Origin of the sequence: Paraburkholderia sp. J10-1, assembly GCF_905220165.1 — a bacterium.
Lineage (GTDB): Bacteria > Pseudomonadota > Gammaproteobacteria > Burkholderiales > Burkholderiaceae > Paraburkholderia.
Map to the genome: position 1 here is coordinate 1,378,422 of NZ_CAJMYW010000001.1, position 12,303 is coordinate 1,390,724.

11 protein-coding genes are annotated in these 12,303 nt (G+C 66.4%); 6 read left to right on the forward strand and 5 right to left on the reverse strand.

The window, feature by feature from the left end; translation table 11 throughout:
* Window positions 1-139: 139 nt before the first annotated feature.
* The gene (locus tag U5A65_RS06030; protein WP_321945759.1) at window positions 140-1,156 is read right to left on the reverse strand and encodes a LysR family transcriptional regulator; all 1,017 of its coding nucleotides are present in this window, start codon (window positions 1,154-1,156) and stop codon (window positions 140-142) included.
* A 174-nt stretch (window positions 1,157-1,330) separates the two neighbouring features.
* Here U5A65_RS06030 and U5A65_RS06035 point away from each other — a divergent pair, with 174 nt between their 5' ends.
* Complete coding sequence (locus tag U5A65_RS06035) at window positions 1,331-1,987, forward strand: glutathione S-transferase family protein (RefSeq protein WP_321945760.1); 657 nt, start codon at window positions 1,331-1,333, stop codon at window positions 1,985-1,987.
* Between the two features lie 10 nt (window positions 1,988-1,997).
* Here U5A65_RS06035 and U5A65_RS06040 read toward each other — a convergent pair whose 3' ends face one another.
* Window positions 1,998-4,025 carry a pyridoxamine 5'-phosphate oxidase family protein gene (locus U5A65_RS06040; RefSeq protein ID WP_321945761.1) on the reverse strand — a complete coding sequence of 676 codons (2,028 nt, stop codon included), beginning with the start codon at window positions 4,023-4,025 and terminating at the stop codon, window positions 1,998-2,000.
* A gap of 33 nt (window positions 4,026-4,058) precedes the next feature.
* Complete coding sequence (locus U5A65_RS06045) at window positions 4,059-4,700, reverse strand: glutathione S-transferase (RefSeq protein WP_321935891.1); 642 nt, start codon at window positions 4,698-4,700, stop codon at window positions 4,059-4,061.
* Window positions 4,701-4,827: 127 nt separating this feature from the next.
* Here U5A65_RS06045 and U5A65_RS06050 point away from each other — a divergent pair, with 127 nt between their 5' ends.
* On the forward strand, window positions 4,828-5,772 hold the full coding sequence (locus U5A65_RS06050) for a LysR family transcriptional regulator (RefSeq protein ID WP_321945762.1): 945 nt from the start codon (window positions 4,828-4,830) through the stop codon (window positions 5,770-5,772).
* Window positions 5,773-5,786: 14 nt separating this feature from the next.
* On the opposite strand, the gene U5A65_RS06055 is transcribed toward U5A65_RS06050, so the two are convergent.
* Complete coding sequence (locus U5A65_RS06055; protein ID WP_321935890.1) at window positions 5,787-6,851, reverse strand: hypothetical protein; 1,065 nt, start codon at window positions 6,849-6,851, stop codon at window positions 5,787-5,789.
* Between the two features lie 268 nt (window positions 6,852-7,119).
* On the reverse strand, window positions 7,120-7,716 hold the full coding sequence (locus U5A65_RS06060) for a sigma-E factor regulatory protein RseB domain-containing protein (RefSeq protein WP_321945763.1): 597 nt from the start codon (window positions 7,714-7,716) through the stop codon (window positions 7,120-7,122).
* Between the two features lie 104 nt (window positions 7,717-7,820).
* Here U5A65_RS06060 and U5A65_RS06065 point away from each other — a divergent pair, with 104 nt between their 5' ends.
* The 4 genes from U5A65_RS06065 to U5A65_RS06080 all read left to right on the forward strand — a co-directional run bounded on the left by U5A65_RS06065 (window position 7,821) and on the right by U5A65_RS06080 (window position 12,302).
* Window positions 7,821-8,348 carry an SRPBCC family protein gene (locus U5A65_RS06065; protein ID WP_321935888.1) on the forward strand — a complete coding sequence of 176 codons (528 nt, stop codon included), beginning with the start codon at window positions 7,821-7,823 and terminating at the stop codon, window positions 8,346-8,348.
* A 134-nt stretch (window positions 8,349-8,482) separates the two neighbouring features.
* Window positions 8,483-8,959 (forward strand): ferritin-like domain-containing protein, encoded by a 477-nt coding sequence (locus tag U5A65_RS06070; protein WP_321911023.1) that lies wholly within the window; start codon window positions 8,483-8,485, stop codon window positions 8,957-8,959.
* Window positions 8,960-8,978: 19 nt separating this feature from the next.
* Window positions 8,979-9,665 carry an ABC transporter ATP-binding protein gene (locus tag U5A65_RS06075; RefSeq protein ID WP_321911021.1) on the forward strand — a complete coding sequence of 229 codons (687 nt, stop codon included), beginning with the start codon at window positions 8,979-8,981 and terminating at the stop codon, window positions 9,663-9,665.
* 78 nt (window positions 9,666-9,743) lie between these two features.
* Window positions 9,744-12,302 (forward strand): FtsX-like permease family protein, encoded by a 2,559-nt coding sequence (locus U5A65_RS06080; protein ID WP_321945764.1) that lies wholly within the window; start codon window positions 9,744-9,746, stop codon window positions 12,300-12,302.
* Window position 12,303 lies beyond the last annotated feature (1 nt).

Consider the following 12,303-nt stretch of genomic DNA (forward strand, 5'->3'; position numbering starts at 1 on the left):
CCGGTGCGGAGGTCACTCGCCAAACGAACCATGATCCGATTGTGGTGGCTAACGCCGGCCCGATAAATCTCGCGTTCGGTTCAACAGTGTTATCGGAAGGGAGAACAATGCGCAGTGGTTGCGCCTGATTATTTTCGCGCTACCCAAGGGGCAGCGTTTCGTCCCCAGTAAGGTTGGCGCCAACGGCATCCCGGGCGTCCTGGGCGTCGACGCTCGTCGGGCGGCACCGCGCTTCGGCTTCCGGGGTGCTGGACATCAACGGGTTCGTGCGGAACAGCTCGGCGATCCAGTCGATAAACGCGCGCACGGTGGCGGAGAGATGGCGGCTGTGCGGATAAACAGCGGAAATGGGCAGCGTCGGCGGCTTCCATGGCGAAAGGATTTCGACCAATGCGCCCGATTCGAGGTAGGGCAGCGCGATGAAGCGCGCGCCCTGAGCGATCCCGAGCCCGCTTAGCGCGCCGCCCAGATACGCCTCGGCGTCGTTCACGGCGATCGAGCCGGACATTTTCACCTCGGTCAGTTCGCCGCCATCGGCTTCGAACGTGAGAGGCATGACGCGGCCGGTGCGGGGCCAGTAGTAATTCACCGCGCGGTGACTGGCCAGCTCGGCCAGGGTTTGCGGGGCGCCTGCCTTGTCGAGATACGCCGGGCTGGCAACCGTGACGGCCTGATACACACCGACACGTCGCGCGACGAGCGACGAATCCTGCAGGGTGCCAATGCGCACCACGCAATCGATGCCTTCCTGGACGAGATCGAGCGGTTTGTCGCCCAAGCCGAGCATCAGGTCGATTTCCGGATACCGCTCGTGAAAATCGCCCAGCGCGGGCATGACGATGAGGCGGCCGAGCGCGCCGGGCATGTCCACACGCAGCTTGCCGCGCGGGGAACGCTGCTTGCCGAGGAAGGAGCTTTCGATATCGTCGATGTCCGCAAGCACGCGCACACAACGCTCGTAGCAGGCCGCACCGTCTGGCGTCAGGTTGATACTGCGGGTTGTGCGTTGCAGCAGGCGTGTTTTGAGGTGCGCTTCGAGGCTTTGGACGATCACTGTCACGCGCGCGCGGGGCATGTCCAGCGTCTCCGCCGCGCGCGTGAAGCTATTGGTCTCCACCACTCGCGCGAATACTTTCATGGCTACCACGATATCCATGTCCTCACCTCGTCGGATCCGGGCGAGGCCAGCACGCCCAGCGCGAAGTCTAAACTGCCGCTGCCGACGGTGCCACGGGCCCGCCGCGGCTCCTCCACGGCAACGGCGTCTCCCGTGCAAAGCCGCTAAACTCGGCTTTCTGCGCTGTCCAACGCGCACCGCTGGAGATTGCCGATGAAACTGGTGGGCCCGTGGATATCCGGCTACACGCGGCGGGTGGGGATCACGCTAAACCTGCTGCAGATTCCGTTCGAACATCTGGCTTATCACGCCTATCGGGAACCGGAACGCGTGAGGGTGTTCAATCCGATGGTGCGCGTGCCCGCACTGCAGCTGGACGACGGCCAGGTGCTCATCGACAGCCACGCGATCGTCGACTATCTGGACAGCATCGTGCCGGCCGACCAGCGCTTGATGCCGGCGAGCGGCCCGGAGCGCGTGCACGCGATGCAGCTCGTCGGCTACGGTTGCGCCTGTTACGACAAGGTGGCCCGCTATTGCGACGAGCTGATGCTGCGTCCCGAGGCTCACCGGCTGGCGCATCTGCTGGCCGGCTTTCGGGAACAGCTGCAGAGCGGCTTGCGCGTGCTGGAAGCCGCGCATGCGGACCCATGGTTGCTCGGCTCGCGCATCTCGCAGGCCGACATCATGGCAGTCGTGGCGTTCCAAAGTGCCTCGGTGGTCTTGCCGCGGCTATTCCACAGCGAATCGTTCCCGCAACTAGCCGCGCTCACGCAGCAAGCGATGCAATACACGGCGTTTTCCTCGACGCTCCCCGACCTGGAGGAACTGCAGGCCTCGGGTCTCATTGACGCAAATCACGGCGTGTAGCGAACAGCGGTTAGAGATCCAGCGTCACGCCGCCCGCCGCCGGATGCCCGACGCAGATCAGCGCGTAGCCTGGCTCGACGTCGAATTCCGGCGGTTCGTCGTATTCCACGCCGCCTTCCAGCACGCGCGCGGCGCAGGTTCCGCACATGCCGGAGCGGCAGTTGGACGCCGCGTTCGTGCCGCAGCGCTCGGCTGCATCGAGCAGCGAACCCTGCTGCGGCTCCCAATGCACCTTTTTCCCTGTGCGGGCAAATGTCACCGGACCGCCTGTCGTCGCGTCTCCCGCAACGGGAGGTTGCTCAGGCGACGTACGCTTCATGCTCGACGGACCGAACGCCTCGAACCGGATGCGCTCGTCGGCAATATTCAGCGCGCGCAACCCATCGTACAAGTCGCGCATGAATGCTTCGGGGCCGCACAGATAGAAGTCGTAGTCGTCGAACGGCAGGAAGCGGCGCAAGGCATTCACGTTCACGCGGCCCGCGAGCCTCTCGCCATCGGGCGCGTCGTGCTGCGCGGCGCTGTCGTACAGATGCACCGACACGTTCGGATGCGCACGTTCGATCTCGCGCAGTACCGCGGCGAACGGTCTTTCGTGCTCACCGCGCGTACCGTGGAACACATGGATACGGCGTTGCGGTTCGAGCGCGAGCGCCGCGTCGAGCATGGCCAGCATCGGCGTGATGCCGATGCCCGCTGCGGCCAGCACGATCGCGCGCGGGCTGCTTGCATCGAGCTTGAACGACCCGCGTGGCGCCAGAGAGTCGATCAGCGAGCCGATGCGCGTGTGCTCATGCAGCCAGCGCGACGCCGCGCCGTCGCGCTTCACGCTGATCCGGTAGCGCGCCGGACGCGCGGCATCGTGCGCCGCAGAGAGCGTATATGTGCGCATGAACGGCTTGTCCGATCCAGGCGCGGCGATGCGCAGCGGAAGGTATTGCCCGGCTTCGAATGGTGCGAGTGGCCGACTGTCCACCGGTTCGAAAGAGAATGAACGGATCGTTGGAGATTCGTCGTGCACGTCGGCCACGCGCAGCGTGCGCCATGAGGGTGCGTCGGTTTTTTTCGGCGCAGCGGCTAACACCTGCTCGAACTGCGGCGCATAGTCGACCGCCGACCAGCGCAGTGGCAACGCGCCTCGCACGCGCCGCACCTCGTGCAGATGAAAGCGAACCAGCCGCTGCGCCATCGGGAATTGCGCGACCTCCGGGCCGTCCCAGATCACCTCGGCGCGCACGGCGAGATAGAGCAGATCGCCGCGCTCGAAGTCGACGAACAGCAGCCCCGCGCGCGGCTCGCGCAGCAGGTTGCCGATCGTGTTGAAAAAATTGTTGCCGCTGAAGTCGGGCGCGGTCAGCGTGCGCGCGTCGTCGATCCGCACGAAGCCGGGCGCGCCGCCGCGATGCGAGACATCCACGCCGCGCCCGGCTGCGGCTGCATCGTCGAGATTGGCGCTCGCGATAAAAAATGCGTCGGCGCGGGCAATCAGGGCGCGGTCGTCTTCCGAGAGTGAATCCGCGTGTTCGACCGACGCGTTCGGCGGCACGTTGCCGACGAACGTCGGCTCGCGGCCGTTGATGTACTTCGGGCAGTTGCCGAAGCTTTGCTTGACCGCGAGCGTGACCACGTCGCCGTCTACCGCTTCGATCACGCCATTCACGCGGTTGCGCCGCCGTGTGTGCGGCTGGATGCCGAGCCCGCCGATTCGCGCGCCCGGCACCCAGCTTCCCGCGAGCGGGTCGCCCGGCAACGCGCCGCCGTCGATGCGCAGCGTGCGGCTGTCCGGCGTCGATACGAAGCCCGCCGTGTTCGCGCGCATCGTCGCCCAGGGCTGACTGTTTGCATCGACGCCGCCGAACACCATGAACGGCAGCATCGCGAAGAACGCACGATGCTGGTCCGGCATCTGGTCGCGAATACCGCGCGAGCCGTACGCGAGCGCGATGTCAGCGACGCCCGCCCGCGATTGCGCCTCACGTTCGCCATCGTGAAACGGGCCGATCGCGTGATAGGGGTTCAGTTCAGGCAGTGCATTCATGACGGTCTCGGGTTGGCGACGCGCGCGCGCCGTTCAGGCCGCTAGCAGGCCTGCTTGCGTCGATGGCATTGGCACGAAGCCCGGCAACGCGGCGACGCGTTCGAGCCATGCACGCAGATGCGCATACGGCTCGAGCGACACGCCGCCTTCAGGCGCATGCGCGATGTAGGTATGCGCGGCGATATCGGCGATCGTTACGTGACTGCCTGCCGCGAATGGCTTGTGCGCGAGTTCGGCATCGAGCAGCGGGAGCAGCGTCGCAGCGGTTTCCTGTGCGCGCGCCAGATCGAGATCGCGCTTGAACACATGGACGAGACGCGCGGCGCACGGGCCGTATGCGATCGGGCCGGCGGCAAGCGACAGCCAGCGTTGCACGTTTGCCGCGCCGAGTGCGTCGTCCGGCAGCCACGACGGATCGCCATAGCGCTTGGCCAGATACACGAGAATCGCGTTCGAATCGAACAGCACCGTGTCACCGTCGACGATGGTCGGCACCTGGCCGAATGGATTGAGCTCCAGATACGCGCTCTGGCGATGCTCGCCTGCGGCGAGATCCACCGGCACGATCTCGAACGGCAGATCGAGCAGGGAGAGGAACAGCCGCACGCGGTGCCCGTGACCGGACAGCAGCGTGGTGTACAGGCGGATCGGCGTGGCGGGACGGGCAGCAGGCATCGGCATTCTCCATAACGAAAGCGCTTCGGAAAGAAGCGGCAGGGAGCTTGCAGATTAGGCAATGACTGCGTGCGCGAGAAGACTGCTAAGCTTGTAATCATTTTCTATCGAAAGTGGACAATCGCCGATGACCGATGTGCGCGACGTCAATCTGAACCGGCTGGCGGTGTTCGTCGCCGTGGTCGAAGCGGGGTCGCTGACGGCGGCGGCCGAGCGGCTTGGCATTGCCAAGACGATGGTCAGCGCGCATATGCAGCGGCTCGAACGCGAGATTGGTGCGAGCCTGATCGCGCGCACCACGCGGCGACTTTCCGTGACCGACGCGGGCCGCGCGTTTTACGACGCCAGTTGCCGCATCCTGCAGATGACGGAAGAGGCCCTTTCGGCGGCGTCGGGCGAGGCATCGCCCGCGCGTGGCACGCTGCGGGTCAGCGCGCCGGTTGACTACGGCGCACAGGTCGTGGCGCCCGCGCTCGTCGATTTACGCGGCGCGTATCCGGAACTCGAAATCGAACTGGTCTGTGCCGACCACTATGTCGATCTGATCGGCGAGGGCATCGATCTGGCGGTGCGGCTGGGCAATTTGCCGGACTCGAACTACCGTTCGGTGAAACTCGGCAGCTACGTGCGCTGGCTGGTCGCGAGCCCCGCGTTCGTCGCGCGGCACGGCATGCCGGGTTCGCTGAAGGCGCTGGCGTCCTTGCCGCATATCGCGATGACGGTGCTGCGGCATCCGTCGACGCTCGAGTTGACGCGCGACGCCGGGCGGCTCGCCGCGGGCCGCGTCACCCGCGACAAGACCGTGCGCCGCGTGCGCTGCGTGAACGCCATGAGCGTGAACACGGCCACCTCAGCTCGCGCCGCGGTGCTCGCGGGCGGTGGCTTTGCCGCGCTGACCGACTTCTCGACGCGCGCCGATGTGGCGTCCGGCACCCTCGTGCGGTTGCTGCCCGAATGGTCCGGCGTGCCTTCAAACGTGCAGGCCGTGTTTGCGCCGACGAGCTATCCGTCGGGCAAGGTGCGGGCGGTGATCGAGGCGTTGAAGGCGAGAGTGGCGAAAAGCGCGGCGTGAGAAATACTGTGCCTTCAAGCGTCGAAGGGTCGGGGTAAGGTCCCCGTGTTTGCAGCCGTCCCGGTTGTTCCCGTGAAAGGCGACTCGAACGGCGCGATTTCGATTTCCGGATTGACTAGGCCGCTCTCACTTTCGCGCCCGTGCTGCTCGCTCCAGATCTGGCTATCGGGAAACCAGAATGCGTTCTCGCGCGGTGCCACGGCAAGCCTGACCCGCAGCGCAGGATTGAAGATTTTGGACCACGCCGACAAATAGGAGGGCGTCTTGATCAAATGCCCGCAATTGGCCAGAAGCAGGCTCGTGACCAGGGCTTCGCGGGCGATGGCGAGTCCGGGATGACCGCTGAAGTGCACGGGTTTTTCACCGCTCGCGAGCAGCGCGGCAGGCGCGACGTTCACGGGCACCGCGAAGCCCCACTTCAGGAAGAAGTCAAGAAACGCCTGCTCGTCGCTGGAGACGAAGATGCGGGTGAGATGGCGATCTTCCGCAAGCGTTTTCTCGACCTTATGGCAAAACGCACTCCATTCGATCGTATGGGCTTCGAACTTTTTATCCGTGCCGCGAAAGTGGACGCCCAGTGTCGATGCACCGATATCGAGCCGTTCGCTGATGCGCGCGACTTCCTCCCGGATCGACTCGCTTGGCCGGTAGTTCGAGAGGAATAGTGTGCTCGCCCGCTGCAGCCCGAGGCCGGCTTCGTAACGGCGAAAACCCAGATCGCCGAGATCGCGCACGACCGACGTTCGCAAACCAGAGCGCTGCGCTTGCGGCATGGCAGGCAGTGCGAGGTTTTCAAAGCATTCGGCTAGCCAGTCGATTTTGCCTTGCGGGTCGCCATAACTGCCGCCACGCGCGGAAATGACGGGCGTCAGACGCTTTTCGTCGCAGTACAGGAGGATACACAGGACAATCTGCATGACGGAAAAGAAGCCCGAACTCGCCCGGATCTCGATAACGAAGTGGCCGCGATTAAGGCGTTGCTTGGCATGGAGGGCAAGGCGGCCTGGCGTATTGAGCGCATTTTTAAAGTCTTCGCTGCGCCGCACCTGCCTCGCGAAATCAACAAGGTTTCTGAACATGCCATGTCCCTTCGATCCAGGCAGCGGAGATGACTACGCGGGCGGGGCGCCCGCGGTCGATTCCGTCGATGGATTCGCCTTTAACTGCGTTAGCAACGATTGGGGATGAGACGTCTGTTTTCCGGCGATAGCTTAATTGTCGTGCCCGCATGGGTTCGCCGGTTCTTTGGCATCCTAACAGGTTGAGGCATTCCTGGCTGGCGTGTTTGTGCAGGGATTAAGCTGAGGATTCAGCTGGCTTGCCCAATGCCATTCGCCGCTCGCGCGCCTAGGCAAACGGCCTGAGCTGCGCATCCGGCACGTCGATGCGCAGGTTCTCCATCAGCACCGTTTCGATCGGTTCGCGCGACTCCCCCTCGCTCACGACCTTGATGGGCAGCCCGTGGCTCATATCGAACCATAATTCATAGCGGAACACGCCGCTCGCCCGGTATCCTGGCCGGCACGCCACGATCACATGCGCCGCCTCGCGCGCGCCGATCGTCTCAGCGCCGACGTTTTGTGTGTCGCCATGCTGTTGGAGCGCACGGACATTGGCGAGCAGGGCGCCGATATCGGACTCGTCCACGCGATGCCCCTGCGGGCTCTGGATCATGTGATTGTCGGGGCTCAGCGTGAGCCGCGGAAACGTGTCGATGCCGAACGGCCAGAGCTTGACCTTGCCCGATTCAGGGCTGAAGGTGAGTGTCGCGCCCGCATGCGGCCGGATGAAGTCCATCCGAACGAAACCCGGCTTGCGGTAACCATAAAGTACCTCGACCGTTTCCGCCCGCGCCGATGTCGATTTCAGCGTGACCTGATAGTTTGCGAGCGCATCGAAGCGTGCCTGCGCGACGGCCACGTAATCGCGGTCTGGGAGCGCCATCGCCGCCTCCTATACTCCAACGTGGATGATGCGTCATTCTGGAGCACGGCTTCGCCCCCCGCAATGCAGACCTGGCCGTATTGCAAACCAGGAGGAAGCGAACGATGGCGGAATTCCGTCTGACCACCTTGTGGTGCATCGAGGCGCCGCTGCAGCCGGTTTGGGACGCGATCCACGATTCGATGACCTGGCCGAAGTGGTGGAAGAGTGTCGAAGCGGTGCGCGAGTTGCAGGCGGGCGGGACAGACGGTCTCGGCGCAGTGCATCGCTACACCTGGAAGGGCGCGTTGCCCTATCGCGTGATCATCGACGTGCGTGTGACGCGCGTCACGCCGCTCGTGGCGCTCGAGGGTGAAGCCAGCGGCGCGCTGGAGGGCGTGGGGCGCTGGCATTTCGCAGCCGACGGCAACCGCACGATGGTGCGCTACGACTGGCAGGTCAGGACGGCCAGTGCGTGGATGAGCGCGGTCGCGTTCGCGCCGCTCGCGCGGCTGGTATTCCGCTGGAATCACGATTCGATCATGCGCGAAGGAGGGCGCGCACTGGCGCACCTGCTCGAGGCGCGGCTTGTCGATTGCCGCGCCGAACGTGACGCCAGGCGTGGCACCAGGCGCAGCACCAAGCCGCGATAAGTGCAACAATCGAACCCGTTGGCGCGCTTGTACACCGCTTGTACACGATTGCACGTGCTTTCCCGCCCGATTTCTGCGAGAAGGAGCCGTGATGAGCCACCCCCACCGCTTACTTGCCTTGCATGGGAGGCAACATGACTGAGATCGAAAAGGAGCCGGTTGTCGCCGTGCTGAACAAGATCCTCGAATCCGAGCTGGCGGGCGTGGTGCGGTACACGCACTATTCGTTCCTGGTGTTCGGATTCGGCCGCATTCCGATCGTCTCCTGGCTGCGGCAGCAGGCCGACGAATCGCTCCTGCATGCGCAGCAGGCCGGCGAATGGATCACGACGCTCGGCGCGTATCCGTCGCTCGAAATCGGTCCGCTGCTCGATTCCCATACGTTCGATATCGGCTCCATCCTGCGCGAATCGCTCGAAGCCGAACAGATCGCGCTCGGTCTGTACCGCGAGCTGCTCTCGCTCGTGGCGGACCGCTCGGTTGCGCTCGAAGAGTACGCGCGCCAGATGATCCAGGTCGAGGAGCTGCACGCGGGCGAGGTCGACAAGATGCTGCGCCGTCCCGGCTCGACCACGACCTCGCCGCAGCACGGCATGGGGCTCGCCGAATAGGCGCGCTAGCCGGGCCGCTATGCTGACGCTCGCCAATGTGTCGAAGCACTACGACGGCACCACGCCGCGCAACGTGCTGCGCGGCGTGAATCTCGAACTGGGCTCGGGAGAGTGCGTCGCGATCATGGGCGAATCGGGCGCGGGCAAATCGACGCTGCTCAATCTCGCGGCCGGACTCGACCGGCCGGATGCGGGGCACATCGTCTTCGACGGCAACGACCTCGCCACGCTCGACGACGACGCTGCCACCTTGCAGCGCCGCCAGAAAATGGGCTTCGTGTTCCAGGCGTTTCATGTGCTGCCGAATCTCTCGGCGGCGCAGAACATCGCGCTGCCGCTGTTGCTGAACGGCTCGCGCGCGAAAGACGTGCCGGCGCGCGTGTCACTCGTGCTGCAGGCGGTTGGGCTCGGCGGGCGCGAGCATGCGTTGCCGCGCGAGTTGTCGGGCGGCGAATTGCAGCGCGTGGCGATCGCACGTGCGCTCGTGCATCAGCCGCGGCTCGTGCTGGCCGACGAGCCCACCGGCAATCTCGATCACGACACGGCGATGCGCGTGCTCGCGCTGCTGCGCGATCTGGCGCAACAGAACGGCGCAGGCGTGCTGCTCGCGACGCATTCGGCCGCCGTGGCGGCTGCCGCCGACCGCGTGCTGCGGCTCACGCCCGACGGGCTCGAGCCGTACACGCCGCGCGCAGGCGGCACGTAGGCGATGCGCTGGCTCGGCGCCGAGCGCGCGTCGCGCGACTCCGACGCAGCGCGTGCATCGCGCTGCCCAGGCCATGGCATGCCCGCTGGCGGAGTCGGTGCGGCGCTCATCGGCGGGGAAATGCGCGCGCATCCGCTGCGCACGTTGATCGGCATTCTCGCGATCGCCGCGGGCGTCGCGATGGGCTACGCCGTGCAGTTGATCAATCGCGCGGCGCTCAACGAGTTGTCGGCCACGGTCAACTCGCTGATGGGCAACGCCGATCTCGAACTGCGCGGCCCGCGCGCGGGCTTCGATGAGGCGCTATATCCGCGTATTGCGCGTTTGCCCGAGGTCGCGGCGGCCAGCCCCGTGGTCGAGGTCGACGCGCGCGTCGCGGGACGCGACGAGTCGTTGAAGCTGCTGGGCGTCGATGTCTTTCGCGCAGGCTACGTCACGCCGAATCTCGTCGGGCGCGTGGATCGAGCGGATCGCGCCAGTCACGCGAATGGCGCGAAGGCGAGCACCCTCGATCTGCTCGACCCCGACACGGTGTTTCTCTCGCCCGCCGCGCTGACCTGGCTCGCGCTCAAGCCCGGCGACACACTCACGGTGCAAGTCGGGCTCGCTTCGGTCGCGCTGCGCATTGCGGGCGTGTTGCCTGCGTCGGGCGATGCGGTGCGCGTCGGCGTGATGGACATCGGCGCCGCGCAATGGCGCTTGCAGCGGCTCGGCACGCTCGAACGCATCGACATCAAGCTCAAGCCGGGCGTCGACGCCGAAGCGTTCGCGCGTTCGATCGCGCCGCGATTGCCCGCGGGTGTCTCCGCCGTCACGCCGCGCGACAACGCGCACCGCACATCGATGCTTTCGCGCGCCTATCGCGCCAATCTCAACGTGCTTGCGCTCGTCGCGCTGTTCACGGGCGCATTCCTCGTCTTCACGATGCAGGCGCTCGCCGTGCTGCGGCGCCGCGCGCAGTTTGCGCTGCTGCGTGCGATCGGCGTGACGCGGCGGGGCGTGCTATGGCTCGTCGTCACGGAGGGCGCGATCCTCGGCGTGCTCGGCGCCGCCGCGGGGCTCGCCATCGGCTTCGCGCTCGCGGCCGCCGTGCTCCGTTATGCGGGCGGCGATCTGGGCGGCGGCTATTTCGAAGGGGTGCAGCCGCGCTTGTATTTCGATGCGCTGCCCGCCGCGATATTTTTTGCGCTGGGTGTGGCCGCATCGGTGCTCGGCAGTCTCGCGCCGGCGCTCGAAGCGGCGAGGGCGCGGCCCGCGCGGGCGCTGAAGGCGGGCGACGAGGAAGCACCGGCCGCACGCTTGCGCACGAAGCGCACCGTCATGGCGGCGCTGCTCGCGCTCGCCGCCGGGCTCGTGGCGGCGCTGTTGCCGCCCGTGGCCGGCTTGCCGGTGTTCGGCTATCTCGCCATCGCGTTGTTGCTGCTGGGCGGCGTGCTCGCGATGCCGGCCGTCGCGCGTGCGGTGTTCGCCGTGCTGCCGCGCTCGAATCATGTCGTGCCGCAGCTTGTGCTCGCGCAGCTCGCCAATGCCCCCGGCCGCGCGACGATCGGCCTGGCGGGCATCGTCACGAGCTTCAGCCTGATGACGGCGATGGCGATCATGGTGTCGAGCTTTCGCGTCGCGGTCGACGACTGGCTGCAGTTGCTGCTGCCCGCGCCGCTTTACCTGCGCGCTGCGCCCGGCGGCGACAGCGGATTCCTCTCGCCGGGCGATCAGGCGGCCATCGCGGCCACGCCAGGCGTGGCGCGCGCGGAGTTTCTTCGCGCGACGCAAATCTCGCTCGACGCTCGCCTGCCGCCTGTGAGCCTGCTCGCGCGGCCCATCGATGCGCGCAATCCCGCCGCGCGTCTGCCGCTGACGAGCGCGCCGCTCGCGCCGCAGCCCGGCGACCCGCCGCCCGTGTGGATCAGCGAGGCGGCCGCCGATCTGTATGGGATGCACCCGGGCCAGCGCATTACGCTGCCGCTGGCGGGGCGGCGCCTCCCGTTCACGGTGGCCGGCATCTGGCGCGATTACGCACGCCAGTTCGGCGCCATCGTGATCGACGCAAGCGACTATCGCCGCCTGACTGGCGACACACGCGTGAGCGACGCCGCCTTATGGCTCGCCCCGGGCGTGGCGCCGGCGCAAGCGATCGCGCGCTTGCGCGAGGGCGTACGCGGCGGGCAGCGTCTGGAGTTCGCGCAGCCCGGCGAGATTCGCGCGGCGAGCCTACGGATTTTCGATCGCAGCTTCGCCGTGACGTATCTGCTGGAGGCGGTGGCGGTGATCATCGGACTGTTCGGCGTTGGCGCGAGCTTCGGCTCGCAGGCGCTTGCGCGCACGCGCGAGTTCGGCATGCTGCGGCACATCGGCGTGACGCGCCGCCAGATCGCCGTCATGCTCGCGATGGAGGGTGCGCTCGTGGCGCTGCTCGGCGTGCTCGCCGGGCTGACGCTGGGCCTGGGTCTCGCGATGGTGCTCGTGCATGTCGTCAACCCGCAGTCGTTTCACTGGACGATGAGCGTGCACATGCCGTGGGGGCTGCTCGCCGCGCTGGCGTTGGCGGTCGTCCTCGCCGCCGCGCTCACGGCGCTCCTGAGTTCGCGCGCGGCAATGTCGGTGGACGCGGTGCGCGCCGTACGCGACGACTGGTGAC

Bases quoted from the DNA above. Each gene is read 5' to 3' on its own strand.
- U5A65_RS06030 (WP_321945759.1), bottom strand. From the start codon at position 1,156: ATGGATATCGTGGTAGCCATGAAAGTATTCGCGCGAGTGGTGGAGACC.
- U5A65_RS06035 (WP_321945760.1), top strand. From the start codon at position 1,331: ATGAAACTGGTGGGCCCGTGGATATCCGGCTACACGCGGCGGGTGGGG.
- U5A65_RS06040 (WP_321945761.1), bottom strand. From the start codon at position 4,025: ATGAATGCACTGCCTGAACTGAACCCCTATCACGCGATCGGCCCGTTT.
- U5A65_RS06045 (WP_321935891.1), bottom strand. From the start codon at position 4,700: ATGCCTGCTGCCCGTCCCGCCACGCCGATCCGCCTGTACACCACGCTG.
- U5A65_RS06050 (WP_321945762.1), top strand. From the start codon at position 4,828: ATGACCGATGTGCGCGACGTCAATCTGAACCGGCTGGCGGTGTTCGTC.
- U5A65_RS06055 (WP_321935890.1), bottom strand. From the start codon at position 6,851: ATGTTCAGAAACCTTGTTGATTTCGCGAGGCAGGTGCGGCGCAGCGAA.
- U5A65_RS06060 (WP_321945763.1), bottom strand. From the start codon at position 7,716: ATGGCGCTCCCAGACCGCGATTACGTGGCCGTCGCGCAGGCACGCTTC.
- U5A65_RS06065 (WP_321935888.1), top strand. From the start codon at position 7,821: ATGGCGGAATTCCGTCTGACCACCTTGTGGTGCATCGAGGCGCCGCTG.
- U5A65_RS06070 (WP_321911023.1), top strand. From the start codon at position 8,483: ATGACTGAGATCGAAAAGGAGCCGGTTGTCGCCGTGCTGAACAAGATC.
- U5A65_RS06075 (WP_321911021.1), top strand. From the start codon at position 8,979: ATGCTGACGCTCGCCAATGTGTCGAAGCACTACGACGGCACCACGCCG.
- U5A65_RS06080 (WP_321945764.1), top strand. From the start codon at position 9,744: ATGCCCGCTGGCGGAGTCGGTGCGGCGCTCATCGGCGGGGAAATGCGC.